General features: G+C 67.9%; 24 protein-coding genes. 2 read left to right on the top strand and 22 right to left on the bottom strand.

Going from position 1 to position 26,594, the window contains the following annotated elements:
• Nucleotides 1-63: 63 nt before the first annotated feature.
• The 8 genes from guaA to QRN21_RS14980 all read right to left on the bottom strand — a co-directional run bounded on the left by guaA (nt 64) and on the right by QRN21_RS14980 (nt 8,419).
• Complete coding sequence (guaA, locus tag QRN21_RS14945; protein ID WP_285364917.1) at nt 64-1,650, bottom strand: glutamine-hydrolyzing GMP synthase; 1,587 nt, start codon at nt 1,648-1,650, stop codon at nt 64-66.
• Nucleotides 1,647-2,117: a DUF3817 domain-containing protein gene (locus QRN21_RS14950; protein WP_053098982.1), complete on the bottom strand. Its 471-nt coding sequence runs from the start codon at nt 2,115-2,117 to the stop codon at nt 1,647-1,649. Before QRN21_RS14950 ends, guaA begins: the two co-directional genes overlap by 4 nt.
• A 40-nt stretch (nt 2,118-2,157) precedes the next feature.
• Complete coding sequence (locus QRN21_RS14955; RefSeq protein ID WP_285364920.1) at nt 2,158-3,135, bottom strand: class I mannose-6-phosphate isomerase; 978 nt, start codon at nt 3,133-3,135, stop codon at nt 2,158-2,160.
• Nucleotides 3,132-4,328 (bottom strand): ADP-dependent glucokinase/phosphofructokinase, encoded by a 1,197-nt coding sequence (locus QRN21_RS14960; RefSeq protein ID WP_285364923.1) that lies wholly within the window; start codon nt 4,326-4,328, stop codon nt 3,132-3,134. Before QRN21_RS14960 ends, QRN21_RS14955 begins: the two co-directional genes overlap by 4 nt.
• A 30-nt stretch (nt 4,329-4,358) precedes the next feature.
• Nucleotides 4,359-5,222 (bottom strand): ketose-bisphosphate aldolase, encoded by an 864-nt coding sequence (locus QRN21_RS14965; protein WP_053098979.1) that lies wholly within the window; start codon nt 5,220-5,222, stop codon nt 4,359-4,361.
• 46 nt (nt 5,223-5,268) lie between these two features.
• Nucleotides 5,269-6,114: a carbohydrate ABC transporter permease gene (locus QRN21_RS14970; RefSeq protein WP_053098978.1), complete on the bottom strand. Its 846-nt coding sequence runs from the start codon at nt 6,112-6,114 to the stop codon at nt 5,269-5,271.
• A gap of 2 nt (nt 6,115-6,116) precedes the next feature.
• Nucleotides 6,117-7,040, bottom strand: coding sequence for a carbohydrate ABC transporter permease (locus tag QRN21_RS14975; protein ID WP_053098977.1), 924 nt, complete (start codon nt 7,038-7,040; stop codon nt 6,117-6,119).
• An 83-nt stretch (nt 7,041-7,123) separates the two neighbouring features.
• Complete coding sequence (locus QRN21_RS14980; RefSeq protein ID WP_285364925.1) at nt 7,124-8,419, bottom strand: ABC transporter substrate-binding protein; 1,296 nt, start codon at nt 8,417-8,419, stop codon at nt 7,124-7,126.
• A 249-nt stretch (nt 8,420-8,668) separates the two neighbouring features.
• Here QRN21_RS14980 and QRN21_RS14985 point away from each other — a divergent pair, with 249 nt between their 5' ends.
• Nucleotides 8,669-9,475 carry a DeoR/GlpR family DNA-binding transcription regulator gene (locus QRN21_RS14985; RefSeq protein ID WP_053098975.1) on the top strand — a complete coding sequence of 269 codons (807 nt, stop codon included), beginning with the start codon at nt 8,669-8,671 and terminating at the stop codon, nt 9,473-9,475.
• 9 nt (nt 9,476-9,484) lie between these two features.
• Here the strand turns inward: QRN21_RS14985 and QRN21_RS14990 are convergent, their stop codons facing one another.
• From QRN21_RS14990 to QRN21_RS15015, 6 genes are all read right to left on the bottom strand, one after another.
• Complete coding sequence (locus QRN21_RS14990) at nt 9,485-9,835, bottom strand: DUF2510 domain-containing protein (RefSeq protein WP_230101018.1); 351 nt, start codon at nt 9,833-9,835, stop codon at nt 9,485-9,487.
• Nucleotides 9,832-9,972 (bottom strand): hypothetical protein, encoded by a 141-nt coding sequence (locus tag QRN21_RS14995; RefSeq protein WP_162253849.1) that lies wholly within the window; start codon nt 9,970-9,972, stop codon nt 9,832-9,834. The genes QRN21_RS14990 and QRN21_RS14995 overlap by 4 nt, the downstream gene beginning before the upstream one ends.
• Nucleotides 9,969-10,178: a WXG100 family type VII secretion target gene (locus QRN21_RS15000; RefSeq protein ID WP_056277292.1), complete on the bottom strand. Its 210-nt coding sequence runs from the start codon at nt 10,176-10,178 to the stop codon at nt 9,969-9,971. Before QRN21_RS15000 ends, QRN21_RS14995 begins: the two co-directional genes overlap by 4 nt.
• A gap of 129 nt (nt 10,179-10,307) precedes the next feature.
• The gene (locus QRN21_RS15005) at nt 10,308-14,942 is read right to left on the bottom strand and encodes an ExeM/NucH family extracellular endonuclease (protein ID WP_285364931.1); all 4,635 of its coding nucleotides are present in this window, start codon (nt 14,940-14,942) and stop codon (nt 10,308-10,310) included.
• A gap of 245 nt (nt 14,943-15,187) precedes the next feature.
• Nucleotides 15,188-15,946, bottom strand: coding sequence for an SURF1 family protein (locus QRN21_RS15010; protein ID WP_082298004.1), 759 nt, complete (start codon nt 15,944-15,946; stop codon nt 15,188-15,190).
• A gap of 57 nt (nt 15,947-16,003) precedes the next feature.
• Nucleotides 16,004-17,119 (bottom strand): GuaB3 family IMP dehydrogenase-related protein, encoded by a 1,116-nt coding sequence (locus QRN21_RS15015; protein ID WP_285365330.1) that lies wholly within the window; start codon nt 17,117-17,119, stop codon nt 16,004-16,006.
• Between the two features lie 76 nt (nt 17,120-17,195).
• On the opposite strand from QRN21_RS15015, the gene QRN21_RS15020 reads away from it, so the two are divergent.
• A complete protein-coding gene (locus tag QRN21_RS15020; protein ID WP_285364934.1) occupies nt 17,196-18,275 on the top strand; it encodes an FAD-dependent oxidoreductase in 1,080 nt (359 codons plus the stop codon).
• Between the two features lie 2 nt (nt 18,276-18,277).
• On the opposite strand, the gene QRN21_RS15025 is transcribed toward QRN21_RS15020, so the two are convergent.
• From QRN21_RS15025 to QRN21_RS15060, 8 genes are all read right to left on the bottom strand, one after another.
• Nucleotides 18,278-19,966, bottom strand: a complete 1,689-nt coding sequence (locus QRN21_RS15025) for an ABC-F family ATP-binding cassette domain-containing protein (RefSeq protein ID WP_285364936.1) — start codon at nt 19,964-19,966, stop codon at nt 18,278-18,280.
• 65 nt (nt 19,967-20,031) lie between these two features.
• Nucleotides 20,032-21,816, bottom strand: coding sequence for a sensor histidine kinase (locus tag QRN21_RS15030; RefSeq protein ID WP_285364939.1), 1,785 nt, complete (start codon nt 21,814-21,816; stop codon nt 20,032-20,034).
• Nucleotides 21,813-22,160, bottom strand: coding sequence for a response regulator transcription factor (locus QRN21_RS15035; RefSeq protein WP_053098963.1), 348 nt, complete (start codon nt 22,158-22,160; stop codon nt 21,813-21,815). Before QRN21_RS15035 ends, QRN21_RS15030 begins: the two co-directional genes overlap by 4 nt.
• Nucleotides 22,157-22,300, bottom strand: a complete 144-nt coding sequence (locus tag QRN21_RS15040) for a hypothetical protein (RefSeq protein WP_200955156.1) — start codon at nt 22,298-22,300, stop codon at nt 22,157-22,159. Before QRN21_RS15040 ends, QRN21_RS15035 begins: the two co-directional genes overlap by 4 nt.
• Nucleotides 22,297-23,784, bottom strand: coding sequence for a glycosyltransferase family 2 protein (locus tag QRN21_RS15045; protein ID WP_053099397.1), 1,488 nt, complete (start codon nt 23,782-23,784; stop codon nt 22,297-22,299). Before QRN21_RS15045 ends, QRN21_RS15040 begins: the two co-directional genes overlap by 4 nt.
• Complete coding sequence (locus tag QRN21_RS15050) at nt 23,784-24,497, bottom strand: PHP domain-containing protein (RefSeq protein WP_056277280.1); 714 nt, start codon at nt 24,495-24,497, stop codon at nt 23,784-23,786. Before QRN21_RS15050 ends, QRN21_RS15045 begins: the two co-directional genes overlap by 1 nt.
• Nucleotides 24,494-25,483: an ATP-grasp domain-containing protein gene (locus QRN21_RS15055; RefSeq protein ID WP_056277277.1), complete on the bottom strand. Its 990-nt coding sequence runs from the start codon at nt 25,481-25,483 to the stop codon at nt 24,494-24,496. Before QRN21_RS15055 ends, QRN21_RS15050 begins: the two co-directional genes overlap by 4 nt.
• Nucleotides 25,483-26,526 carry a response regulator gene (locus tag QRN21_RS15060; RefSeq protein WP_053098960.1) on the bottom strand — a complete coding sequence of 348 codons (1,044 nt, stop codon included), beginning with the start codon at nt 26,524-26,526 and terminating at the stop codon, nt 25,483-25,485. The genes QRN21_RS15055 and QRN21_RS15060 overlap by 1 nt, the downstream gene beginning before the upstream one ends.
• Nucleotides 26,527-26,594: the final 68 nt, after the last annotated feature.

Raw genomic sequence — 26,594 nt, forward strand, 5'->3', positions numbered from 1 at the left:
ATAACGCGAACGGGCACGGACCGTGATGGTCCGTGCCCGTTCGAGATCAGGTGAGCGAGACGCTCACTCCCATTCGATGGTCCCCGGCGGCTTCGACGTCACGTCGAGCACGACGCGGTTGACGTCGCGCACGCCGTTGGTGATCCGGTTGGAGATCTTGGCCAGCACGTCATAGGGCAGGCGTGTCCAGTCGGCGGTCATGGCGTCTTCACTCGACACCGGACGCAGCACGATCGGGTGGCCGTAGGTGCGTCCGTCGCCCTGCACGCCGACCGAGCGGACGTCGGCGAGGAGAACGACCGGGCACTGCCAGATGTCCTCGTCGAGTCCGGCCTTGGTGAGCTCCTCGCGAGCGATGGCATCGGCCTCGCGGAGGATCTCGAGGCGGTCCTGCGTGACCTCGCCGATGATGCGGATTCCGAGGCCGGGGCCGGGGAACGGCTGGCGCCCGACGATGGCCTCGGGGATGCCGAGCTCGCGGCCGATCGCACGGACCTCGTCCTTGAACAGCGCGCGCAGCGGCTCGATGAGCTCGAAGTCGAGGTCATCGGGCAGCCCGCCGACGTTGTGGTGCGACTTGATGTTCGCGGTGCCTGCACCGCCGCCCGACTCGACGACGTCGGGGTAGAGCGTGCCCTGCACGAGGAACTTGACCGGGGCGCCGCCCGAGGCCTTCGCCTCGGCGACGAGGTCGAGCTGCACCTTCTCGAAAGCGCGGATGAACTCGCGCCCGATGATCTTGCGCTTCTCCTCGGGGTCGGTGACGCCCTTGAGGTGACCGAGGAAGACATCTGCCGCGTCGACCGTGATCAGACGCACGCCGGTCGACTCGACGTAGTCCTTCTCGACCTGCTCGCGCTCGCCCTTGCGGAGAAGGCCGTGGTCGACGAACACCGCGGTCAGCTGGTCGCCGATCGCCTTGTGCACGAGCGCGGTCGAGACCGCCGAGTCGACACCGCCGGAGAGCGCGGAGATGACGCGGGCGTCACCGACCTGCTCGCGGATGCGCTCGACCTGCTCGGCGATCACGTTGTCGCTGTTCCAGTCGGAGGCGAGCCCGGCTCCCTTGTGCAGGAAGTTCTCGAGCACCTGCTGTCCGTGGTCGGAGTGCTTGACCTCGGGATGCCACTGCACACCGTAGAAGCCGCGCTCCTCGTTCGCGAACGCCGCCACCTTCGTCGCGTCGGTCGTGGCGAGCACGTCGAACCCCTCGGGCGCCTTGGCGACCTGGTCGCCGTGGCTCATCCAGACGTTCTGCGCTGCTGGCTGGCCGCCGAGCAGCGTGCCGCCGTCGCCGGAGATGACGGCATCCGTCGCGCCGTACTCGCGAAGCCCGGTGTTCGCGACCTCGCCGCCGAGCGTCTGCGCCATGTACTGGAAGCCGTAGCAGATGCCCAGCGTGGGCACTCCGAGGTCGAACACGGCCGGGTCGAGGCGCGGGGCGCCCTCTTCGTAGACCGACGACGGACCACCCGAGAGGATGATGGCGACGGGGTTCTTCCCGGCGATCTCGGCGGCCGTGGCGGTGTGCGGCACGATCTCGCTGTAGACACCCGCCTCACGCACTCGGCGGGCGATCAGCTGCGCGTACTGCGCGCCGAAGTCGACGACGAGCGCGGGGCGCTGCTGGGTCTCGGACTGTTCGGTCACCGGACACCTTCCGTGGCAGGGGCGGGGGCCGCGGCGGCCTCCCGGGAAGCGAGGTAGGCCTTGACGTCGCGGGCGACGATGGCCTCCATGAAGAACGACAGCAGCGGGATGACGCCGCCGAGCGCGAGCAGGATGAAGCGCAGGAACGGCCAGCGCATCAGGCTCCACATCCGGAAGCACGCGAAGAGGTAGACGACGTAGAACCAGCCGTGCGCGACGAGGATCGAGAGCGAGATGTTGAGTCCGTCGCCGGTCGATTCGAGGCCCTCGGGTCCCTCGACCACGGGTGCGAACCACAGCAGACCGCCGGATCCCCCTGCGAAGAGCTCGAGTCGGATCGGCGTGTACTTCAGCACCATCTCGGCGACCAGCAGGAGCAGCATGACTCCGGTGATGATCGACGCGATCTGGTAGAACTTCAGCGCACCACGGATCGCCGGAAAGCTGGCGACTTTCGGTTCGGGCATGGCTCCAGTCTAGCCGGGGAGAGTCCGCGTCGATTCCGAGTCAGGGCGCGGGCGGGCGGGCGACGAGAAGCTCGCCCGCGCCCGTCGCCTCGAGCACCCCGGCCGCGTCCGGCACGAGCAGCGAGGAACCGATGCGGAGTCTCCGTCCGTCGATCTCGATGTCACCGCCGCTCACGATCACGATCGAGAAGCCGCGACCGACGACGGTCGAGCCGTCGACGGGGATCCGCTCGAGTCGGAAGTACTCGTCCGCGGCGGCTGGGAAGACGGAACCGGAATCGGGGGCGGTTCCGATCAGCGCATCCCGGTCGACCGCCGAGCGCCCACGGGTGTTCACCGCGGCCAGCGCCAGCTCGAAGCCGAGGCCGAGATGCCCGGCCTCGGCACCGTCGATCGCGAAGCCGTCCCACTCGAGAAGGATCGACAGATCTTCGGGCTGCTGGAGTTCGAGCAGCAGGATGCCGGCGCCGATCGCGTGCAGTTCGCCCGGCGGCACCCAGACGACGTCGCCCGCAGCGACCTCCACCTCGTGCAGCAGACCGAGCAGTGCGTCCACGTCCTGCCGATCCACGAGGTCGGCGAGCGCCGCGGCATCGACGTCCTCCCGAAGTCCGACATGCACCGTGCCGCCCTGGAGCATGTACCACGCCTCTGCCTTGCCGTGTGCTCGACCGAGATGCGTCGCTGCGAAGTCGTCGTGCGGGTGTGCATGCACCGGCAGTCGCTGCCCCGCGTCCAGCAGCTTCACGAGCAGTCGCGTGTCCGCACCCCACCGTGCGACGTGGGCATCGCCCAGCCAGGCCGTCGGATCGTGCTCGATCACGTCACGCAGCACGCGGCCGTCCGGGAGCGTGGTGAGCCCGAGCAGGGGCTCGCCGTTGACCGTGGTCGTCGAGCCGATCCAGTCCTCCGGCTCGCGGGGAGCGTCACTGGCTTCGCCGCGGAAGGCGCTGATGCGCGCACCGCCGCGGTAGAAGCGCTCGGCGGGCCGGTTGGACGGCAGCAGGATCGGGTTCACACGTTCTCCTTCGATCGCACGGCTCCGGCGAGGAAGCCGCCGACGAACGTGTCGCCGAGCCCGACGGTCGTCGGGGTGGCGACGTCGAGCGAGAATGCGGCGACCCCGACGGAACCGGGCAGACCGGCCTCGACGGCGGCGACGAGCGCCTCCCCTCCCCCGTGGCGGGGCATCGCATCGGTGTCGTCGACGTCCGCGGCGGTCAGGCCGTCACCCACGCGGTAGCGGGTGGCGGCGACGCGGACGGCGGAGTCGAGGGCGGCACCGTGCCGAGCGGCATCCGGTCCGATGGCGATCGCCCAGTAGCGGGTGTGCACGACGAGTGCCCGCGCGGGGATGATCGCGTGCACCGCGCGGAGGGCGCGGATGACGTCGTCGGTGTCGAGGAGGTTCACCGCGCGTCCGAGGTACTCCTGCAGCTCATCCTCGTTCATGCCGTAGACATGGATCTGCGGCAGCAGATGGCGGCGCACGGTGTCGGCGAAATCGCGCGTGTAGAAGCCCGCGTCCTCGTAGTAGACGAGCGCGTCGTCGGGGAGGCTGCGCATCGCGCCCTGCACCTCGGCGAGCCGGAGCTCCAGCAGGTCGTGATCCTGCATCGTGTTGAATCCCGAGACGAGGAAGACGCCCGCGTCGGCCAGCGTCGTCGGCAGATCGGTGGCGAGCAGCATCCTCCGGTTCGGCGGATCGTTCGCGAAGATCAGCCGATTGGGCGCGGGCGACAGGACGTCGCCGTCCGCGAGGCGCACGTGCGCGCCGACCGGATACTGCACGATCAGATGCGGGTCGAGGGTGTCCTCGGTCGCCGAGCAGATGTACGAGATCGTGTCCGGCAGCAGACGACGGACGTTGTCGTCGATGCTGACGAGGTGCTGCACGCTCGGGATGCCGAGGGCGTCGAGCACGAGCCCCGCTCGCACACCGGTGCCCCCGAGCGTGATCGCGTGCTCGAAGTGCGACACGAAGTCCTCGATCACCTCGGACGAGGCGACGAAACGCTCCGCCCCGGTCCCCGAGGCGACGAACGCGAGCACCGCCACCAGCAACGACCGTTCGTCGGTGATCGGCGCCGTGGTGGTGAGCTCGTGCCGCCGCACTCCGTGCGCGTGCGCCAGCCTGTCGAACACCGACGAATCCCACTTCAGCTCGTAGTCGACGGTGCCGCCGAGTCCGAGTACGAGAGTTCTGCCCACGTCGCCGATCATCCTTCCGAGATCCGGGGTTCAGTACAGCGACGCCTTGCCGTCCGCACCGAACAGCTCGATCTTCTCAGCAGCGGTGGCTTTCATGGCCTCGAGCGCCGCCGGCTGGATCGCGTTCGGCTCGCGCAGACGCTGATCGGTGCCGAGGATCTCGCGCATGCGGTTGTGGTACGAGACCTTGATGTCGCTCGAGATGTTGATCTTGTTCACACCCAGCTCGACGGCGCGGCGGAGTTCCGCATCCGGGTTCGAGGATCCGCCATGCAGCACGAGCGGGATGCCGACCGCGGCCTTGATCTGCTCGAGCAGGTCGTGACGCAGCTCGGGGTTCTTGTCGCTCGGGTACAGGCCGTGCGACGTGCCGATCGCGATGGCGAGACTGTCGACGCCTGTCTCCTCGACGAAGCGCACCGCGTCTTCCGGGTTCGTGTAGATGATCTCGGCCGCTCCCGACTCGCCGTAGCTGTCGTTGGCGCCGATCGTGCCGAGTTCGCCCTCGACCTGGATGCCGACGGCATGCGCCGCGTCGACCACCTTGCGCGTGAGCGCGACGTTCTCGTCGAACGGCAGCAGCGATGCGTCGATCATGACCGAGGTGAAGCCGGCCTTGATGGCCGAGATGATCTCCTCGTAGCTTCCGCCGTGGTCCCAGTGGATCGCGACGGGCACGCTCGACCGGTGGGCGCGGGCGTGCATCGCGGGGATGAGGTCGGTGGTGATGTGCGACACCTCGTCGGGGTGGATCGCGATGATGACCGGAGCAGCCTTCTCCTCGCTGATGTCCATGATTCCGTTGAACATCGCCCAGTCGCTGATGTTGAACGCCGGGATGGCGAAGTTGTTGGCATTGGCGACATCGAGGATGGATTTGCCGGTGTAGAGCACGTGATTTCTCCTGTTTCGTGGTGGTCGTGGATCCGTCGGGACGACGTCAGCTCTTCACGGACCCCGCCGTGAGACCGCTGATGAAGTACCGCTGGAAGATGAGGAAGAGGATGAGGACCGGGATCGAGCCGAGCACGCTCATCGCCATGATCTGGTTCCACTCGTACGAGTGCTGCCCCATGAGCAGCTGGATGCCGATGGGCACCGTGCGCATGTCGATCGTGCGGGTGAGGGTGAGAGCGAAGAGGTACTCGTTCCACGCGATCATGAACGTGTAGATGCCGACGGACACGATCCCGGGGATCGAGATCGGCACGAGGATGCGCCACAGGGCGGTCATGGATCCGGCGCCGTCGACGCGGACGGCCTCGTCGAGCTCCTTGGGGAGGGTGTTGAAGTAGCCGGTCATCATGATGATCGCGTAGGGCAGCGTGAACACCATGTAGGTGAGGATCAGCCCGAGGTACGAGTTGTACAGCCCGAGCGCCACCATCAGACCGAAGTACGGGATCAGCAGGGTGATGGGTGGCACGGCCTGCACGCTGACGATGACAACGTTGAGGATGCGCTTGCCCCGGAAGTCGAACCGGCTGAACGCGTACGCCGCCTGGATCGCGACGAGGAGGGTGAGGATCGTGACGGAGCCCGCGACGACGTAGCTGTTGAAGAAGAACCGCATCGTCTCGGGGTTCGTGAAGATCGCGATGTAGGCGTCGAACGAGAACGTGTCGGTGACCAGACGAGGAGGCAGTTCGAAGATCTGCGTGTTCGACTTGAACGAGCTCGACAGCATCCACAGCACGGGCCCTGCGGCGAACACTGCTCCGAGGATGAGGCCGATCATGACCCCGGTCTTGGCGACGCGGCGCTGGTTCTGCACGGTGAGAGCCATGGTCAGTCCCTCGCTTTCTGGTGACGGACGTAGAAGACGGCGAGCACCATCGACATGAGCAGGACCAGCACAGCGGAGGTCGCCGCGAGCGAGAAGTCGTACTTCGCGAAGGCGAGCTTGTAGGTGAAGGTGCTGAGCACCTCGGTCACGTCGATCGGTCCGCCACCCGTGGTCATCCAGATGAGCGCGAACTGCTGCGACGTCCAGATCAGGTCGAGCAGCACGAGGCTGACGATGATGGGACGCAGCTGCGGGATGGTGACGTTCCAGAAGCGCTGCACGGCACCCGCGCCATCGACGGTGGCAGCCTCGTTCAGCTCATTCGGGATGCCCTGAAGGCCGGCCAGCAGGCTGACCATGAAGAAGGGGTATCCCGCCCAGATGTTGATGAAGATGATGGTGCCGAGCGCGAGCTGCGGCGATGCGAGCCATTCGATGTCGGTGTTGAGCAGGAAGTTCACCACACCGTTCGGCGCCAGGAGCATCCGCCACAGCACGGCGATCACGGCGACCGTGAACAGCCACGGCAGCACGTACAGGGCCCGGAAGAAGGACCGTGAGAACCGACCGAGCAGCGGGCTGTTGAGCATCATCGCGAAGGCGAGACCGAGCACCAGGTGCGCCACCACGCTCGTCACCGTGAAGAGGATGGTGTTGCCCGTCGCCTTCCAGAAGCGCGGATCCGACAGGATCTCGACGTAGTTGCCGATGCCGACGAACTCGGGCGACTTGTTCAGGATCACGTTGTCCTGGAACGAATAGCCGATCACCATGACGATCGGCACGATCATCAGCACGAACAGCAGGATGATGGTCGGCGAGAGGAAGGCGTACGACTCGGTCGTCTTGCGCAGCTGCCGTCGGCGACGTGACAGCGCGACTCCGGTGACGATCACCTCGGTGTCGTCGGACGTTCTCAGGCTCATGGGAAGCGTGGCTCCTTGGTTGGTCGGGTGCCGCATCGCATCGGGAGCGATGCGGCACCCCGTTCAATGCGGGTCGTGGGAGATCAGAACTCCGCGACCCACGCGTCCTGCGCCTTCTTGAGCGCGTCGTCGATCGACTGCTGACCGTCGAAGGCCGACTGCAGCTGCTCGCCGAGCTGACGCATCAGCTCCTCCGCCACGGGGAGCCCGGTGAACTCGTTCGCCGGGTAGCCCGCCTGGTAGATCTCGAACGCCGTCTTGAACAGCTCATCGTCCTCGACGAACCCGGGGACGGACTTCGAGTTGCCGGGGAACGCGTTCGCCATCGTCGAGAGCTCCGAGTTGGTCTGCTCGCTCATGAGGAACTCGACCAGCTTGAATGCCGCCTCCTTGTGCTCCGAGTTCTCGGCGACGCCGATGCCCCAGGATGCGTAGGGGATGCCGCGCTCGCCGTCGTATCCGTCCTCGGCCGGCAGCGCCGAGATCGAGAACTTCAGATCGGGGTTCGTCTCGCGGATCAGGTTGATGTGCGCGAGCGAGTCGATCATCATGCCGACACGACCGTTGGTGAACTCCTCGACCTTGTCCTGCTCCTTCATCGTGAAGGAACCGGAGGCGATCGAGCCGTCATCCCACATGCCGCCGATGAAGTCGACCGCCGACGTCACGTCGTCGTTCGTCAGATCGGGCTGACCGTCTTCGAGCATCGAGCCTCCGGAGGCCCACACCCACGACATGACGTCGTTCTGCACGCCGTTCGGCGCTTCCAGGGAGAGCGGGAGCACCCAGCCCGACACGTCGCCGCCGAGCGCCGAGACCTTCGATGCCGCATCGGCGAACTCCGTGCGCGTGGCCGGCGGGGCGGTGACGCCCGCATCTGCCAGCAGCGTGTCGTTGGTGAACATCGGGTAGACGAAGTTCACCACCGGGATCATGTACGTGCTGTCGTCGACCTGGATCTGGCTCGCCAGCTCGCTGTCGTCGTAGTCGTACTCCTCCATGAGTGCGGTGAGGTCTGCGATCACTCCCTGAGAGGCGAAGTCGTTGACCCACGCGCCGTCGAGGCCGACGACGTCCGGCATGGTGCCGGAGGCCGCTCCCGCGAACAGCTGCTCCTTGGTCGATGCGTACGGTCCGCTCACGAGCTTGACCGTGACGCCCGGGTTGGCGTCCTCGAATTCGTCGATGAGCGCCCGGAACTCACCGTCGGTGAGCTCGGGCTCCCACCACTGGGCGAACTCGATGGTGACGTCTCCGCCATCCCCTCCATCGGTTCCGCTGTCGCCTGCCGCGCACCCTGCCACGGCCAGGACTGTCACGGCTGCTGTCGCTGCGCCGGCGAGCTTCAGAATGCGTCGCCCTCGCCCCACTGTGATCATCACTTCTCCTCTTCGAGATCGTGCCGCATTCGCGCTTCAATGCTTGTTCATGCGGTTTTGAGCAATGTTATGCCGTAGTTTGCGAGATCGTCAAGCATTCTCTGCATCTATTTCGACTTGTAACTACAGATTTCACGACTGTACCCGCATTGTCACAGCGAAAACCAAGTTGGTCGCGTGGATACGTCGGATGCCGATCTCTGCCGAAGTCTGCGGGTTTATCTGCGCACCTGTGCTAGAGATGTCTGCATGGAAGCAACTCCGTCGCCCAAGCGTCGACTCCCCGCCGGCCGCAAAGCCGACCTCGCCGCCTACGTCGAACAGGTCGGCGAAGTGACCGTCGGAGGTCTCGCAGAGCACTTCCACGTCTCGATCGACACGATCCGTCGGGACCTCGATCAGCTCGACCGAGAGGGCGTCGTCATCCGCACCCACGGCGGAGCGGTCAGCGCCGAGGGGCAGCTCAAGGACCGGGCGCTCGACGTCCGTCTCCGGCTGCAGACGGAGGAGAAGGAGACGATTGCGCGTCTCGCGGCGGGACTCATCGACGACGGAGCGGTCGTGATGCTCAACGCCGGAACGACGACGCTGGCTCTCGCTCGGGCGCTTCGCAACCATCGCGACCTGACGATCGCCACGAACAACCTGCGGATCCCCGCGGAGATCTCGCCATCCGCCTTCCGCGACCTCTACGTGTTCGGCGGGGCCGTGCGGGCGATCACCCAGGCCACCACCGGACCCGTCGCGTTCATGATGACCCCGGGCGGCCCGGAAGTGGACATCCGCTGCGATCTGGCACTGATCGCCGTGGGCGCCATCGACGAGGCCGGGTTCTCGACGTCGAACATGGGGGACGCGAACATGATGGCCGAGATGATCCAGCGGGCCGAGCGCACCGCGATCCTTGCCGACTCGTCGAAGTTCGGCCGACGACTGTTCGCTCAGGTCACCACGCTCGACCGAGCCGACTACCTGGTGACGGATTCGTCCCCGGCGCCGGCGTTCGCCGCCGCTCTCGCGCAGGCAGAGGTCGAGGTCATCAGCCCCTCAGCCTGACCGCTCTCGTCATCGGGAGGCGACCGGGCCACCGGGGGTGGGGGGAACAGCCACGATCAGGCGCGACCCGGTGATCGCGGCGGCGACGATCGCCGCCGTGCCGGCGACCGGCAGCAGGGCGAGCGCGAACGCCGCGCTCGGACCGAAGGCGAACGCGAAGACCAGGAACGCCGCCCAGGCGACCACGCCGACTCCGACCCACGTCCACTGCATCCTGGTCGTCGCTGTGCGAAGTGCCGTGGCCGTGATCGGTCGCCCGTGATGGATGACGTTCTCCGTCCATTGGCGACCGTCCCACCACCTCTGGGTGCGTCGATGGACGTCGTACCAGCCCGGTGCAACGGGTCCGCCGCCGCTCATGAGGCGAACGAGGGCTGGGGCCACGAGGGCAGGGCGGTGCACGAGAGAACCCCCGAGAGCACGGATGCGCGAGACTCCGAGTCGCCTCGTCCGATGACAGCGTCGATGCGGGCGGTCAGGTCGTCTGAGGGAGTCATGCGTCGAGACTGTAGGCATGGTCCGCTTGCCACTGGTCGTGCCGACTCTCGTAGGCGTCTGCAGCTTCGCCGTCCCAACCTGCGAGCATCACCTGCGAAGCGCTGTCGAGAGCGGCACCCTCGGCCCGCAGATCGGAAAGCGACCCGAGCAGGACATCGATCATGGTCTGGATCTGGTCGAAATCGACCTCGACTGCTACCCCCATGCCAGCACCATAACATCCCTCCTCCGCGCTGCAACGCGGCACCCTGACGAACCACGGGAACGACGAAGGCCGCCGTGATCACTCCCGACGGCCTTCGTGCGTGTCAGGCGGGCGTGCCGCCTATCGAGGTCAGAACCAGCCGGAGATGAGGTCCCACAGCCAGTCGATGATGCCGCCGATGATGCCGCCCGCGCGGTTGACGGTGACGGTGGCCGTCGCCTCATCGCCGTCGGCCTGAGCGACCGCGACCGTGTACTTGCCCGGCTGCGTGCTCTTCGGCACCGTGACGGTGGTCGAGAACGTGCCGTCGGCGGTGACCTGAACGGTGCCGACGTCGAGGGCCGCGCCCTTCTTCGGTCGCAGCTGCACGGTCACCGTCTCACCCGGCTGGTAGCCCTCGCCGGTGATCGTGAGCTTCTTGCCCGCTGCCACCTTCGACGAGCCGAGGTCGATCGATCCTGCGAACTCGACCGGCTCCTCCCCCGCGATCGAGAACGGCACCTGCACGGTGGTCCCGGTATCGGCGACGGCGACGGTGAGCAGCTGCTCACCGAAGACACCCGCCGGAACCGTGAAGCCGAGCGACGCGCGCCCTGCCTCATCGGTCGTGTCGACGATCGTGGGATCGACGGCGCTCGCAGCGAGCTGGGTGCCGCCGAGCGACAGGGTCACCTCGCCGGGCGCCTGCTCCCCCGCACTGAACGCCAGCGACGAGAGAGCGACCGTCACCTGGTCGCCGGCGCTGTAGCCGTCGGCATCCGGTGCACTGACCGAGACTCCCACCGCGCGCTGCGCGAGGTCGGGGGTCGCCGTCTTGTTCGCATCGAACCAGTCGACCATCGACTGCAGGTCGATCTTGCCGGTGTCACGCTTGCTCGAGCCCTCCTTGAAGGTGAAGAAGTTGTCTCCACCCCCGGCGAGGAACGAGTTCGCTGCGACCGTGTAGTTCGCCGCAGGGTCGATCGGCGTGCCGTTGAGCGTGATCGACGTGATCCTCGATCCCTGAGCCGCGGCCGGATCGTAGGTGTAGACGAGACCCTCCGATACGCCGAGCTTCAGGAACGGACGGGCCGAGCCTGCCGGCTGCCACTGCTCTTCGAGCACGCCCTTGAGCTGCACGCCGCTCAGCGACAGGGTCACCAGCGTGTTGGCGAACGGCTGCACCGTGGCCGCCTCGCGGTAGGTGACATTGCCGTTCGGGTCGTTGGCGTTCGACGAGGCGTACGTCAGGTTGGCGCGGATGCCTCCCGGGTTCATCAGCGCGATGTCCGCACCGGTGGACCACTTCTGCACGTCGGCGACGAAGTTGCCGATGGTGGACTCCCCACCGCGGTTCTCCGAGCCGTTCGTCTGACGAGCGCGGTTGAAGTCGGCGGTGATGTCTCCGACCTTGACCGCGCCGAGCACGTCGGCCTCAGCCTTCGCCTTCGCGACGATGTCGGCGACCTCCGGGACGGCCGGGTAGAGCGCCTTCCCTGCCGAGGTGAGGGGCTTGATCTCGTTGGTGATCGAGATCAGGTCCTTCGTCTTCGGGTCGACCTGGATGTTCATCAGTCCGAGGTTCTCGCCGTACTGCCCGGCCGAGATGACCGGACGCCCGTCGATCACGTGGTTGTAGGCGAGGTGCGTGTGTGCCGAGACGATCGCGTTCACGTCATCGTCCACGCCGTAGACGATCTCGCCCAGGGGCGAATCCGGCGTGATGCTCGACAGCTCGACGCTCGATGCTCCCTCGTGAACGAGAAGGATGACGACATCCGCTTCGCCGTTGGACGCGTCTCCGTCACGCAGGTCGTCGGCCACGGCGTTCACCGAATCGACGATGCTGCGCACCTCGAGATCCGCGATGCCCTCAGGCGACACGAGCGAGTCGAGGTCCTCGGTGACGGCGCCGACGAAGCCGACGCGCACGCCGTCGAGCTCCTTCACCCAGGCCGGTGCGAGCGCGGGCTCGCCCGTCTCGGTGACGAACACGTTCGACGAGATGTACTCCCAGTCCGCGCGGTCCTGCACGCGGTCGCGCAGGTCCTCCCAGCCCTGGTCGAACTCGTGGTTGCCCGCGGCACTGACGTCGAGGCCGGCGGCGTTGAGCGCGTCGATCGTCGGGTTGTCATCGTTGATGAAGGAGGTGAACGTCGATGCGCCGATCAGATCGCCGACACCGGCGAAGATCGTGTTCGGGTTCTCGGAACGGAACTGCTGCACGGCTCCGGCGACGACCGCCGCGCCTGCGGCAGCGCCGTCGGCCTCGATGCGACCGTGGAAGTCGTTCATGGTGACGACGTCGATGCTCACCGGCGGGACCTCGGAGGAGACGCCGACGATGATCGGGTCGTGGTCGCTGGAGCGGAACGGTGTTCCCGCCTCGGTGGCGCCGAACCCGTAGCCGCGGTCGCTCCACTCCGGAGAGTTGATGCTCCACACACCCGCGCCCGTGATGGATGCGGCGAGCGACGGCGACGCGAGCACGTGGTCGAGCGAGCCGAGCTCGCCGTCGAACGTGTACGTGTGCTGTTCCGGAGCCTTCTCGCGTGCGACGTCGCTCCACCCCTCGCTCGTGAAGACCTCGATCGGGTCCTCCTTCGCGTAGGCGTTGAAGTCACCGATCAGCAGGATGTCGCTGCTGCCTGTCGTCTCCTCGATCTCGGTGGTGAAGGTCTTGAGCGAGTTCGCCTGCTTCACGCGGTCGGCGTTGAAGAAGCCCTGGCCGTCTGCCGGCTCGGCGCCGCCGCCCTCGGGTGCCGACTTCGACTTGAAGTGGTTCGCCACCACCGTGACGACGCGTCCGTCGATGTCGAACGCCTGCGCGATCGGCTCGCGGGCGTTGCCCCAGACGCTCTCGTCCGTCACGGTCAGGCTGTCGCCGACCGTCTCGACCGCGTCCTTCTTGTAGATGATCGCGCTCGTGATGAAGTCGGTCGTCGCCGAGTCGTTCAGCTCATCGGGAGTGCGGACGTAGTCCCACTCCGCGCTGCCGAGTGCGTCGTTGAGCCCGTCGACCAGATCGGCCAGCGCCTCGTCGAGCGAGCCGCCGAGCTTGATCGAGTTCTCGATCTCCATCAGCGACACGATCTCGGCGTCAAGGCCGTTGATCGCCGCGACGATCTTCGACTTCTGGATCTCGAACTGGGCAGCATTCGCCGCGCCTCGTGCGTTCGAGTTCTCGCTCTTCAGCGTGGTGAAGTAGTTGAAGACGTTGAACGACGCCACCTGCACGTCGCCGCCGACCGTCGGGGCGGTGTCCGTGCGCGGGTTGGTGGGCTGGAAGCCGACCTTCAGGTCGGCGGACGACGTGCTGTCGATCGGCACGACCGGCTGAAGACGCCAGTCGTCGAAGCCGTACTGGAGCACGTACCCGTTCTCGCTGAAGTCGACCGTGTCGCCGTTGCGGACGACGAGGTCCTTCGTGAAGTACGGCTGGTCGTTGGGGTGCCCGCTGTTCGAGACCTGGATCGACCACCCGTCGTCGAGCAGGATCCGGTTGGCGCGGTTCGCCGCGGTGATCGCCGCCGCCTCGGCTCCCGGACGCACGAGCTCCGTGCTCTTGACGTTGAGATCCGCCCCGGCGTTCAGCCAGAGGGTTCCGAAGTTGAAGAGCTGGTGGCTGGAAGCCAGGCGATAGGTGCCCGCCGGGGCCACGTACATGTTCTCGTACTGCTCACGGTCGCCGCCGACGGCGGCGTCGGGAAGCGGGGTGACCTCGGGAACGCCCACCCCTGCCTGCAGGACCGAGATGCCGGTCAGCGCTGCCGGGTTGATCTGCGTCTGGCCGAAGTACTCGCTGACCGAGCCGGTGACCGAGACGCGATCGCCGATCGCGAGCGTGGGAGCGAGCGCGTTGAGGAAGACGAAGACGCCGTCCGATGCGCCGGGGGTCGCGTCGACCGCGCCGCCGGAGCCCTCGGTCTGGATCACGATGCCCTTGTAGCCGCCGGTCCGATAGTCGGCGGTGACGATGCCCTCGACCGTGACCGTCTGGCCGTTCAGCGGCGAGACATCGGTCGTTCCCTGGACGTCGGCGATCGACACGTCGGTCGGCTCGGGCTCAGGCTCAGGATCGGGGTCGGGGTCGGGAACCGTGCCCGCATTCTGCGGCGTGATGGTGGCCGACAGGCTGAAGTCCGCCTTGTTGTCGTCGGTGTCCTTGCCGCCCGTGCGGTTGAGCGATTTGACGTCGGTGTTGCCCGTGGGAGGAGTCGCGGCGGCAGTCTCGAATGTGTTCGAGGTGCCGTAGCCGAGCACGTCGATGACGCCGTCGACACCCGTGACCGAGCCGGGGGTCAGTGTGACCGCCGCGGTGCCCTCGACCAGCGCGAGAGTGCCGTTCGTTCCGCTCGGGTTGAGGGTGCTGACGACGTCGGCCGTCGGCAGTGCTGCGCCGTTGGCTCCGTTGCTGCCCGCCTGCACGAGATAGTGGCCGCCGGCGGGGATGACGCCGGTCAGCGGCGCGACGCCGTTCGAACCGCCCGTTCCTGTCGCGGATCGATACTGCAGCGAGAGCCCGTCGAGGGTGACGGGTGCCGCCGTGGGGTTGTAGAGCTCGACGAACTTGTTGGTGAACGCCGCCCCGGCACTGCCCCCGGAGAGGTAGGCCTCGTTGATCACCACCCCCGTTCCCGAGACGTCTGCGGAGGCTGGCGCGGCGATCAGGGCGCTGGCGCCCAGTGCGGCGACGCAGGTGGCGGCGAGAACGCCGAGACGCCCCCGACTTCTGCGGTCTGACCCGGGAACCTGATGGTTCGCGGCGTCGGGAGCGGACATCATCTGTGTTGTCTCCTCGGGTGTGTTCTGGCGACGGCTCTCGTGAAACCGGGCGGTGCGGGCTCTCAGCCGACGCACATGTGAGCGAGCATACGGAGGCCCTCCGACAACCTCAACGGAGTTTTCCGATTGGTAACCAAGCCCTCACCGAACGTCCGGACCCGACCCTGACGAAGGTGGAATATCGGACCGCGAACCGCTCACATGCGCGCGATGCGCCGCGCGGATGCGGGTCGGGTCAGGCGGAATCAGACGGAGTCGCCGGCGGCGGTCGCTGCGTCCTCGAACTCCTCGACCTCACGCTCCCAGGCGTCCTTGGCGAGTCGATACCAGAGGTAGAAGGCGAACCCGGCGAAGATCGCCCACTCCGCGGCATAGAAGATGTTGAGCCAGTTCACCGGCGACTGCTCCTCGGGTGCAGGCGAGGAGATGTCCGTGAGACCTGCCGTCGCCGTGATCGAGGCGAGGTACGGCCGATACACGTCGAGCTCGTCGACGTCGTGCCAGTGGCTGAGCAGCGCAGCGGTCGACATGCGGTCCATGCGCTGGGGATCGTCCTTCGGCGGCACCGATGGCCCCTCGTCCGAGATCACCCGACCGACGAGGGATACGTCCTCTGCGCTCTCGTCGAGCTTCTCGACGGCCGCCTCGGCGACGGCACGGTCGGCGGTCCATCCGATCGCGACCGCGATCGACGTGCGCTCCGCGACCCGCAGCTGACCGGTCACCCAGTAGCCCTCGACGCCGTCGTTGAACCGGCTCGACACGATGAGGAAGTCATCGCGGATCCAGGTCCCCGACGTCTCGACCTTCTGCCCGACCAGCGGCTCGGGGAGGTACGCACCCGGCTCGACCACATCGGTCAGCGGTCGCACCTGCTCGGTCGCTCCTGCGGGCGGCGGATCGGTCTCGATCGCGCGCTCGAGCTGCCACTGCCCCAGCCACGCGAACACGCCGGCCACCACGAGGCACAGCACGAGCATCCCGATCCAGCGTCCCCGGAGCATGACCTCGCGGAGAGTCGGGGGGAACAGAGCAGCAGAAGTCACGGCGTGGTGCGGGCCTCAGGCCTCGTACGGTGCGAGGACGACCTCGACCCGCTGGAATTCCTTGAGGTCGGAGTATCCGGTGGTGGCCATCGACTTGCGCAGCGCACCGATGAGGTTCGCCGTGCCGTCGACGACGGGCGCCGGACCGTAGAGGATCTCCTCGAGCGTGCCGATGCCGCCGACCTCGACGCGACGACCGCGCGGGAGCTTGGGGTGATGCGCCTCGGGACCCCAGTGGAAGCCGCGACCCGGTGCATCGGTGGCGCGTGCGAGGGCGACACCGAGCATGACCGCGTCGGCACCCATCGCGAGTGCCTTGACGATGTCACCGGACGTGCCGACGCCACCGTCTGCGATGACGTGCACGTAGCGTCCGCCGGACTCGTCGAGGTAGTCACGGCGGGCCGCGGCCACGTCCGAGACGGCCGTGGCCATCGGAGCGTGGATGCCGAGGGTCGCACGCGTGGTCGACGCCGCTCCCCCGCCGAAGCCGACGAGGACACCGGCCGCACCCGTGCGCATCAGATGCAGGGCCGCGGTGTAGGTGGCTGCGCCTCCGACGATGACGGGCACGTCGAGGTCGTAGATGAACTTCTTGAGATTCAGTGGCTCGTCGACGCTCGAGACGTGCTCGGCCGACACGGTGGTTCCGCGGATGACGAACAGGTCGACCCCTGCGGCGGCGACCGTGTCGTAGAACTCCTGCGTGCGCTGCGGCGTCAGTGATCCGGCGACGGTCACTCCGGCTTCACGGATCTCGGCGAGACGCTGCGTGATGAGCGCGGGCTTGATCGGCTCGGAGTAGAGCTGCTGCATGCGCGCGGTCGCCTCTCCCTCACCGAGGGATGCGATCTCCGCAAGAAGGGGCTCAGGGTTCGCGTAACGGGTCCACAGTCCTTCGAGGTCGAGGACGCCGAGTCCGCCGAGCTGCCCGAGCATGATCGCCGTCTGAGGGCTCACGACGGAGTCCATCGGTGCGCCGAGCACCGGGATCCCGAAGCCGAAGGCGTCGATCGTCCAGGCGGTCGACACGTCCTCCGGGTTGCGGGTGCGCCGCGAGGGCACCACCGCGATGTCGTCGAACGTGTACGCGCGACGCGCACGCTTGCCTCGGCCGAGCTCGATCTCCATGGTCACCACCCCAGACTACCGGGCGTACGCGATGACACCGACGGCTGGGAGACTGAGAGAGAGGTCGGGAGGCAATATGTCGGATTCGGTGGAGGTCGCCGTCGTCGGTGGCGGCGTGATGGGCCTTGCGACCGCGTGGGAGCTCACCCGACGAGGGATGAAGCCCGTCGTCTTCGAGCGCTTCGCCCGTGGCCACCACCAGGGCGCCTCGCACGGCGCCACGCGCAACTTCAACAACGCCTACGACGAGGACCACTATCTCGACCTGCTCGTCCGCGCACGCGCCGGATGGGACGCCCTCGGGCAGGTGGGCGGCGAGCCGCTGCTGCGTCTGCACGGCCTGGTCACCCACGGAGATGTCGACGTCGCCGCGATCGAACGGCGGCTGTCCGAGCGCGGCATCCACGCCGAGATGCTGACGGCGCACGAGGCATCGTCGCGATGGTCGGGCATGCGCTTCGGCGACGATGTGCTCTTCTCCCGCGACGCGGGCGTCGCCCGCGCATCCGCCGCGCTGGGCGAGTTCGAGCGACGGATCGTCGCCGCGGGAGGCGAGGTGCGCTGGGAGACCCCCGTGACGCGGATCGACGAGACCGACGACGGCGTCGACATCGTGCTGCCTGACGCCCTCGTGCGGGCAGACGTCGTCGTCGTCGCGGCCGGCGCCTGGACCGAGCGGATGCTTCCCGGCATCCCTCTGCCGCGCCTGGAGGTCACCGAGGAGTTCCCCGCGCACTTCCGCCCCGCCGCCGACTCGGTATGGCCCTCGTTCAATCACTACGTCGATCCCGGCCGCTACCCGGCGACGGTCTACGGGATGCCGACGCCCGGCGAGGGCGTCAAGGTCGGGTTCCATCGCGTGGGCGACGTCGTCGACCCGGATGCCCGCCCGCACGCGGTGACGCGCGCGCAGGCCCTCGCCGACTATGTGGGCGAGTGGATGCCGGGCCTCGACCCGGCATCCGCGGAGCCGATCAGCTGCACCTACACCTCGACCGATGACAGCGCCTTCGTGCTCGACCGATCGGGGCGGATCGTCGTCGGCGCCGGCTTCTCCGGCCACGGCTTCAAGTTCGCCCCTGGCGTGGGCGCGACCCTCGCCGATCTGGCCCTCGATCTCTCCGCTCTCGCGGCGGAGCCGTTCCGACTGCGCTGAACTCAGCGGGCTCGCACCACGCGGCGCTCGTCCCACACGGGGGCATCGGCTTCGTACACCTCGCCGTCCGAGCCGAACACGAGGAACCGGTCGAACGAGCGGGCGAACCAGCGATCATGCGTGACCGCGAGCACGGTCCCCTCGAAACGACGCAGAGCGTCTTCGAGCGCCTCGGCCGACTCGATGTCCAGGTTGTCCGTCGGCTCGTCGAGCAGCAGCAGCGTCGCACCGGAGAGCTCGAGCAGCAGCACCTGGAACCGGGCCTGCTGGCCGCCCGACAGCGATTCGAAGGTCTGCTGCGCCTGCCGCACGAGTCCGTACCGGTCGAGCGCCGAGCTCGCGGCATCCCGCGGCATGCCGGCCCGTCGTTCGTCTCCCCTGTGGAGGATCTCGAGCAGCGTTCGGCCGACGAACTCGGGATGCGCATGCGTCTGCGCGAACAGCCCCGGCACGACGCGCGCTCCCAGCACGGCCTGCCCACGGTGATCGACCGTCGCGAGCTGCTCCCCGGTGGACGTCACGTGACCCAGCGTCGGGTCCGGATCGCTGCCCCCGCGTGCGAGGAGGCGGAGGAAGTGCGACTTCCCCGATCCGTTCGACCCGAGCACGGCGACCCGATCGCCGTACCAGACCTCGGCGTCGAACGGCCTCATCAGCCCGGAGAGCTCGAGCCCGTGTGCGACCACCGCGCGCTTGCCCGTGCGTGACCCTCGCAGCCTCATGTCGAAGTCCTGAGCCGGGGGTCGCTCCTCCGGCGGTCCGGCCTCCTCGAATTTGCGCAGTCGCGTCTGCGCCGCCTGGTACCGCGACGCGAATCCGTCGTTCACCGACGCCTTCACCTTGAGGTTCGCGACGAGGGTCCGCAGCTTCTCGTGCTGCTCGTCCCACCGGCGGCGCAGCTCGTCGAGTCTGTCCATGCGGTCGCTGCGCGCCTGGTGGTAGGTCGCGAATCCGCCGCCGTGCACCCACGCCGAGGCCCCCGCGCCGCCGGGCTCGAGGGTGATCAGCCGATCGACCGCACGGGCCAGCAGCTCCCGGTCGTGCGACACCAGCAGCACGGTCTTCGGCGTCTGCCGGAGCTGCTCCTCGAGCCAGCGCTTGGTGGGAACGTCCAGATAGTTGTCCGGCTCGTCGAGCAGCAGCACCTCGTCGGGTCCGCGCAGCAGCGCCTCCAGAGCGAGTCGCTTCTGCTCGCCACCCGACAGCGTCGTGAGATCGCGGAAGCGGGCACGCTCGAAGGGCACTCCCAACGCGGCGACCGTGCACTGGTCCCAGACCGTCTCGTGCTCGTAGCCGCCGGCATCCGCGTACTCCGCGATCGCCGTCGCATACGCCATCTGCGTGTCGTGCTCATCGCGCTCGATCAGCGCGTCCTCCGCAGCCTCGAGAGCCTGCGCCGCCTGCCGGATGCGATGGGGTGCGACCCGCACCAGCAGCTCGTGAACGGTCTGACCGGACTCGCCGTGGCCGACGAACTGGTCCATCACGCCGAGGCCGCCGTCGATCGTCACGACGCCGTCATCGGCGGGCTGGTCGCCTCGGATGATGCGGAGCAGCGTCGTCTTACCGGCCCCGTTGGGCCCGATGAGGGCGCTCGTCGACCCGGCTCCGACGCGAAAGCTCGTCTCGTCCAACAGCGGTCTGCCGTCGGGAAGGGTCAGCGAGACCCCCGCAACATCTATGTATCCCACCGTGCGTGGCCGTCCTTCCGCCCGCGTGGCGAGCCGACCAGGCTATCAGCGATCGGGCCGACCGGTCAGCGAGTGCGGCCGACCACCTGGATCGCCTCGGTGCGCGGCGCCGCCGGGAGCAGCATCCGGAACTCGGTGCCGACGCCCTCTCTGCTCGTCACGTCCATCGTGCCGCCGTGGGCGAGCACGATCGCCCGGGTGATCGTGAGGCCCAGACCGACGCCGGGCACGGCGTTGCGGGTCGCTGTCGACGCGCGGAAGAATCGGGTGAACAGCATGCCCTGCTCGTCTTCGGGGATGCCCACACCGGTGTCGCGCACGGAGAGCTCGACGCCTCCGTCGACGAGACGCACGCCCGCGGTGACCCGCCCGCCCGCAGCGGTGAACTTAATCGCATTCGAGAGCAGGTTGTCGAGGGCCTGTCCGATACGTCCCGAGTCGAGCGAGAGCACGACGGGAGTCGCCGGGATCTCGGCCACGATCTCGATGCCCTCGCGCTGCGCATGCGGGCCGGACGATGCGACGGCGCTGCGCACCAGCTCGGTGACGTCGGCGTCTCGGCGCTCGAGCGGGAAGCGGCCCGATTCCACCTGGGCGGTGAACAGCAGGTCCCCGACGAGGTTGAGCAGGCGCTGCGCGTTGCGCTCGATGATGTCGACGAACTCCTGCTGGTCGGTCGTCAGAGGCTGCGCGGGATCGTTCTGCAGCAGGTCGAGGAAGCCGATGATGGCGCTGAGCGGTGTCCGCAGCTCGTGCGAGATCATGCCGACGAACTCGTCCTTCATGCGCGCGACCTCCACCGCCCTGGTCTCGTCGGTGATCACCAGCAGGTAGCCGTGTCGGGAGCCGTCGGAGTCCTGGTAGGGAGTGACGGTGACGCGCGCGGGAACCGTCGATCCGCCGACGGTCGCCACGTCGATGTGCGAGTCCACCGGCAGACCGGCGTCGGCATCGTCGAACAGCGCACGCAGGCCGGGGTGCAGCCCGTCGTCAGCGCGTGCGGCGGCCTCGGTCGCGAACGGGGCGAGAGCGTGCGAGGGGAAGAACCGGTCCACCGGAACGGCGGCGAGCGCGTCCGGCACCGCCATGCCGAGCAGGCGCACCGCACCCGGATTCCATGCCGTGATCACCCCGCAGTTGTCGGTGGCGATGACCGCCTGGCCGGTGATGGAGTTCCACAGGCTCGTGAAGGACTCGGAGAGCGCGCGATACTGCTGCTCGCTCGACTTCAGCTGCTCGAGCATCGCCTCGTTGGCGGCGAGAGCGGCCGTGCGCTCGACGACATGCGCCTCGGCCTGGGCCGTGCGCAGTCTCTGCAGTCGGGAGAGCTCGTTCACGATCGCACCGACGGTGGCGAACACCAGCGGGCCGATGACACCGCGAAGCCAGGCCACGGGGTCTTCCGGCGGATCGATGATGTTCGGCATGAGCAGCGCGATCGATGAGAACACACCGACGATCACGACCTGGCGGCGACCGGGGGCTGCGGCGATCCAGATGACCGGGAGGAGCACGAACGAGGAGAAGAGGGATGACGGTCCGCCGGTACCCGCCCTGATCGCACCCAATCCGAGGATGTCGATCATCGGAATGAGCATCACGACCCAGCCGTCGTACACCCCGCGCACCGAGAGCACGGCCGCGAGTGCCGTCACCACCGCGATGGTGGCGAGGCCGAAGATCGCGACGCCGGTGTCGGTCACCGGGATGCCGGGGATCGTGAACATGAGGACGGAGGCGACCGCGACGGCGATCGCCGTGGGACCCTGCTTCATCAGCGGCGTCGGATTGTCGAAGTACCGGCGCCAGCTGCGCTCCATCGTCTGCTGGACGGTGCTGGTCGGAGTCATCGTGCCACTTCTCTGAGGAGTGCCCGCAGTTCGGCCCCGATGATCGGCTTGGGCAGTGCCGCGTCGGCGTCGGGGTAGTCGGCGACGTCGAGCACGGAACTCACGATCAGGAAGCACTCCGGGAAGCGGGTCTTGATGAGTCTCGCCAGCTCCGAGCCGCTGATGCCGGGCAGCAGCAGGTCGAGCACGGCGACGACCGGTGAGATCGTCGAGAATGCGGCGATCGCCGATTCGGCGTCCACCGCGGCGAACACGTCGAAGCCCTCGCGGTCGAGATAGCGCTTCAGGAGCGCCGTCTGGTCTGCGCTGTCCTCGACCACGAGGGCCAGCGGCCGCGCGGTCATCGCAGGAACAGCTCTCGCACGATCACGATGACGACGACGACGCCCAGGGCGAGGAGGGCCTGCGGGATCAGGAGCTTCTCCCGACGGGCGTCGGCGGCGATCTCCTCCTCCTCGGCGCTTCTCGAAGGTGCTTCGGTCATGAGTCGACCCGTCCGATCTTCTCGGTCTTGATCCATGCGGCGTCGGCGTGGCGCCACTCTTTGATGTAGGAGTCCACCGTGATGGCGCAGAGCAGCGAGCCGTACCCGCAGACGTAGAGCAGCAGCCCGGCGAAGAACCGTCCTGCCGGCAGGGGCTCGACGACACGGGCGAGCCAGATCCCGAGCATCGAGATCGGTCCCCAGAGGTAGAAGACGACAGCCCACATCAACCGCGTCTCGTCGGTGAGCGCGAGCCCGAGGTCGTTCAGGCCCGATTCGAACAGCCAGGGGAACAGGGCGATCGCCATCAGGATGAGGGCGCCGAGCCCGGGGAACATCAGCGCCTCACGCCACGACTGTCGGCCGATCCGCCCATCGAGCTGCACGGCGTAGAGCATCGAGAACAGATAGATGCACGCGGCGGCGATCCACATGAATCGGAACACGAACTCGGCGATGTCGCTGTGCAGGACGAGCAGCACGAGCAGCGCGGTGGCTGCGAGGATCATGAAGGCCGGCAGCAGCAGGATGGTGAACCACGCGAGCCCGAAGGCGAAGCTGCCGAGGTTGTGCACTCGGCTCGGGCGGAACCACAGATGCCGGTAGATCGACGTCAGCTGCACATTGCCGCGGGCCCACCGGAGGCGCTGCTTCCACAGACTGTCGATCGTGCGCGGCTCTTCGGCCAGCACGACCGCGTGCGGCTCGAACACCATCCTGCGCCCGGCCAGCTGCCCTTCGAAGGTCGTCATGGTGTCCTCGGCGAGCGTTCCCGTCGGGATCCGGCCGCCGATCGCCTCGAGATTCGCGCGTGAATGCAGCTGCGCACCTCCGGCGAGGCACGCGATCGCTCCCCCGACGTTCTGCGTCCGCCGGGCCGAGAGCTGCCCGATGACGTACTCGATCGCGATGAACCGGGTGAGGTAGTTGCGGTCGCGACTGCCCTCGGCGATATACGCGGTGACGGCGCCGACCTTCTCATCGGCGAGATGCCGGCTCATCTTGCGCAGCGAATCCCGCGCGAAGATCACATCGGCGTCCATGATCAGCACCGCTTCGGTCCACTCGTCCGCGAGCACGATGTCGAGTCCGTGGTTGAGCGTGTGCGCCTTGCCCTCGCCGCCCTTGTCCCGACGCAGATGCACGACCCGTCCGGGGAATGCCGCCGCCTTCGCGGCGACCACCTCGGGGGTGTCATCGGTCGATGCATCGTCGATGACGAAGATGCGCAGGCGGTCGGCCGGGTACTCGAGCTGCATCAGGCGTTCGATCGCCTGGCCGAGCACGAGGCCCTCGTTCCACGCCGGGATCAGCACCGCGACGCGGGGATGGTGCGGTGCCGCCTTGCCGTAGTGGTTGCGGAACGCGTGCACGGGCAGGGCGAGGAACTGCAGCCCGGTGTTGATCACCGGCAGGGTGCCGACCAGCACGCAGAGCAGGAGGATGACGACGACGACGGTCTCGACCCAGTTCAGTTCGGCCATCAGCTCGCCCTCCATCGGTCGAGGATCTCTGTCACGCGCGCGTAGCGTCCGACGTCGGACGCGATGTGGCTGTCCGTGGACGCGACGATCTCGGCGCCGGCGCTGCGCAGCGCGTCGAGCAGGGGGATGCCGGGGCAGCCCCACTTCTCGTTCACCTCGACCTGCGTGTCGGTCTCGGCCGCCGTCGTCGCCCACGCGGTGATGCGATCGGCACCGAGTTCCGCTTCTGAGAGACCGATCTTGGGCAGGATCGAGAAGCAGTGGGCGAGCTGATTGCCGGGGTGACGTCGCATCGCCGCGATCAGTGCCGACACGAGCTGATCGAGCGCGTCCTCGGCGGCCCAGCCGGCGTCGAGCCGTTCGCGGACGGCGCTCGGACCGAGGGGTCCGTCGATTCCGGGGAACTGGTGGTCAGCGATCAGGATGCGATCGATCCCGCTCGGCAGCTCGGGGATGTCCAGTTCTCCCGAGGCATCGAGGATCTTCGCCTCGACTCCCGTCAGTACCGTCAGACCCTCGGGCACGCGCAGCGCCCTCACCGCCGCGAGGTACTCGGGCACCCAGGGCGTCGACTGCCGCACGTGGTCGACCAGGCGCACGGTCGTGAGACCGGCAGCGGATGCCGCGGCGACGTTCTCGGCGAGAGTGGAGACCGCGTCATCCGAGAACGTCGAATGCACGTGGTGGTCGCCTCGCAGCAGCGCGTGACTCACAGTTCCTCCTGATGTCCCGCGTGCGCGGAGACGAGGATCTCGTCGACCTCGACGATCACGTCCTCGAGGAAGCGCACCGACGCGATCTCGCGGAAGGCGACCGTCGACGGGATCCCGCGGCCCAGGAACAGGTCGGCGACGAGCGAGGGGATGTCGACTCCCGCGGCGATCGTGAGCGGAAGCGCGCCAGGGAATCGGGGATTCACCTCGAGGAGCACCGCTCGGCCGTCGCGGTCGCGCCGGAGCTGGACGTTGGCGACGCCGACGAGTCCGATCGCCCGGGCGATGGATGCCGCCGCGTTCTCGAGTTCGTCGTCGTGCACCGTGCGCCCCGCGATGGCCACACCGGAGTCGACCCTGGCTCGGGTCCGCGGCACCGCCGCGACCACCGAGCCGGAGGCATCTGCGATCACATCGACCGAGTACTCCTCGCCCGGGAGGAAGTCCTGCACGATGAGTCCTTCGTCCTGCGGCAGCGCTTCGAGCGCCGCCCGGTCGGGGACGAGCCGTACGCCGCGGCTGCCGGCTCCCTGACGAGGCTTGGCGAAGACGGGGAACTCCCAATCGACCGCCAGCGCATCGGGGCCCGCGAGGACAGTACGCGGCGTGAGACCGGTCGACTCGCACCGCTCGGCGAGCAGCAGCTTGTCGAGGGCGATGGAGAGCGTGTCCTGCGAGGGCGCGGCGAGCACAGCCGGAGCCAGCTCCTCGCGCCTGCCGGCGAGCGCGATCAGCTCGACATCGACGGTGGAGATCACGAGATCGAGCCGGTCGTCCTCGACCATGCGGGCTATCGCCGAGACGAAGTCGTCATCGCGCCCCGGCGGCACGAGACGGCGGTGCGTCGGCGGCACGAGGTAGATGCCGCTCGCCCAGCCGTCCATGTCCGCGGCGAAGACCTCGAGGTCTTCACGACGAAGCAGCGAGCGGATGACGGCGACGCCCGCCGGGCCGCCGGCGCCCGTCACCAGTACGCGCGCGCTCATCAGCTCTCCCGTCGTGTGAGTTCGTGGGCGCCGATGAACTCGGCGGTCTCACGGACGACCTCGAGCGGCTCGACCGCCGATCCTCCGCCGAAGCGCGACCAGTAGCGAGCGGTGGCCGTCACGAACTCGGGTTCGAGGTAGTCCCGGGTCGCCGTCTGCGAGCCGAAGCATTCGAGCAGCCGCAGCTTCTGACCGATGTACTGGTCGATGCGGACGAATCGCGTCGGGCGGAAGTCGATCGTCGCCGAGGGGCTCTGGTAGCAGGCGACCGTTCCGACCCGCCGGGTCGCGGCGATCGTCGCCTCGCTCACCGCTCGGTGATCCTGGTGCCGATCGTTCGACGAGTGCGTGTAGACGATCGTCGGCTGGACCTCCTGCACGACCTCCTCGATCAACCGGACCGTGGCTCCGCCGCCGGAGATCTCGGTGTCGATGAGGTCTTTGACGAACAGTCGCGCACCGAGCATCTCCGCCGAGGCGAGCGATTCGTGCTGCCTGCTGTCAGCGTCTCCCCCGCGCGCACCGCGCGAGAGGGTGAGGATCGTGATCGAGTCGCCCGCCTGGGAGTGCGCGGCGAGGAGTCCTCCGACGCCGATCTCGACATCGTCGGGGTGCGCGCCGATGGCGAGCACCACCTCTTTGGTGCGGTTGGCCTCGCGGCGCGTGCGGCCCTCCGTCACGAGCCGGGTGACCGCCTCGACGAGCTTCACGTTGTCGAGCGGCTTGGTGAGGAACTCGTCGGCCTGCGCGCGCAGAGCCGAGACGGCGTACTCGACCGAGACGTGCGCGGTCATGACGACCACCGGCAGGAGCGGGTCGTTCCGACGCAGCTGCGCGAGCAGCTCCAGCCCGTCGAGTCCGGGCATCTCGATGTCCGTGACGACCACGTCCGGCGTGAAGGTCTCGAGCCGCGCGACGGCGGACTCGCCATCGTGAGCGACCACGACCTCGCAGCCGGCCCGCCTCTCGAGCACGGTCTTGACGAGCAGGGCGACGTCTGGGTCGTCGTCGACGACGAGGACGCGGGGAGCATCCTGGGGCATATCTGCAGCTCTCAGTGGGGAAGTCCCCCTGCCGGTCAGCGGCCGGCGTAGCACTCCCTGCGCCCTTC

Origin of the sequence: Microbacterium sp. LMC-P-041, from assembly GCF_030209555.1 — a bacterium.
GTDB lineage: Bacteria > Actinomycetota > Actinomycetes > Actinomycetales > Microbacteriaceae > Microbacterium.

Bases quoted from the DNA above. Each gene is read 5' to 3' on its own strand.
- QRN21_RS14950 (WP_053098982.1), bottom strand. From the start codon at position 2,117: ATGCCCGAACCGAAAGTCGCCAGCTTTCCGGCGATCCGTGGTGCGCTG.
- QRN21_RS14970 (WP_053098978.1), bottom strand. From the start codon at position 6,114: ATGGCTCTCACCGTGCAGAACCAGCGCCGCGTCGCCAAGACCGGGGTC.
- QRN21_RS14975 (WP_053098977.1), bottom strand. From the start codon at position 7,040: ATGAGCCTGAGAACGTCCGACGACACCGAGGTGATCGTCACCGGAGTC.
- QRN21_RS14980 (WP_285364925.1), bottom strand. From the start codon at position 8,419: ATGATCACAGTGGGGCGAGGGCGACGCATTCTGAAGCTCGCCGGCGCA.
- QRN21_RS14985 (WP_053098975.1), top strand. From the start codon at position 8,669: ATGGAAGCAACTCCGTCGCCCAAGCGTCGACTCCCCGCCGGCCGCAAA.
- QRN21_RS14990 (WP_230101018.1), bottom strand. From the start codon at position 9,835: ATGAGCGGCGGCGGACCCGTTGCACCGGGCTGGTACGACGTCCATCGA.
- QRN21_RS14995 (WP_162253849.1), bottom strand. From the start codon at position 9,972: ATGACTCCCTCAGACGACCTGACCGCCCGCATCGACGCTGTCATCGGA.
- QRN21_RS15000 (WP_056277292.1), bottom strand. From the start codon at position 10,178: ATGGGGGTAGCAGTCGAGGTCGATTTCGACCAGATCCAGACCATGATC.
- QRN21_RS15005 (WP_285364931.1), bottom strand. From the start codon at position 14,942: ATGATGTCCGCTCCCGACGCCGCGAACCATCAGGTTCCCGGGTCAGAC.
- QRN21_RS15010 (WP_082298004.1), bottom strand. From the start codon at position 15,946: ATGCTCCGGGGACGCTGGATCGGGATGCTCGTGCTGTGCCTCGTGGTG.
- QRN21_RS15015 (WP_285365330.1), bottom strand. From the start codon at position 17,119: ATGGAGATCGAGCTCGGCCGAGGCAAGCGTGCGCGTCGCGCGTACACG.
- QRN21_RS15020 (WP_285364934.1), top strand. From the start codon at position 17,196: ATGTCGGATTCGGTGGAGGTCGCCGTCGTCGGTGGCGGCGTGATGGGC.
- QRN21_RS15030 (WP_285364939.1), bottom strand. From the start codon at position 21,816: ATGACTCCGACCAGCACCGTCCAGCAGACGATGGAGCGCAGCTGGCGC.
- QRN21_RS15035 (WP_053098963.1), bottom strand. From the start codon at position 22,160: ATGACCGCGCGGCCGCTGGCCCTCGTGGTCGAGGACAGCGCAGACCAG.
- QRN21_RS15040 (WP_200955156.1), bottom strand. From the start codon at position 22,300: ATGACCGAAGCACCTTCGAGAAGCGCCGAGGAGGAGGAGATCGCCGCC.
- QRN21_RS15045 (WP_053099397.1), bottom strand. From the start codon at position 23,784: ATGGCCGAACTGAACTGGGTCGAGACCGTCGTCGTCGTCATCCTCCTG.
- QRN21_RS15055 (WP_056277277.1), bottom strand. From the start codon at position 25,483: ATGAGCGCGCGCGTACTGGTGACGGGCGCCGGCGGCCCGGCGGGCGTC.
- QRN21_RS15060 (WP_053098960.1), bottom strand. From the start codon at position 26,526: ATGCCCCAGGATGCTCCCCGCGTCCTCGTCGTCGACGACGACCCAGAC.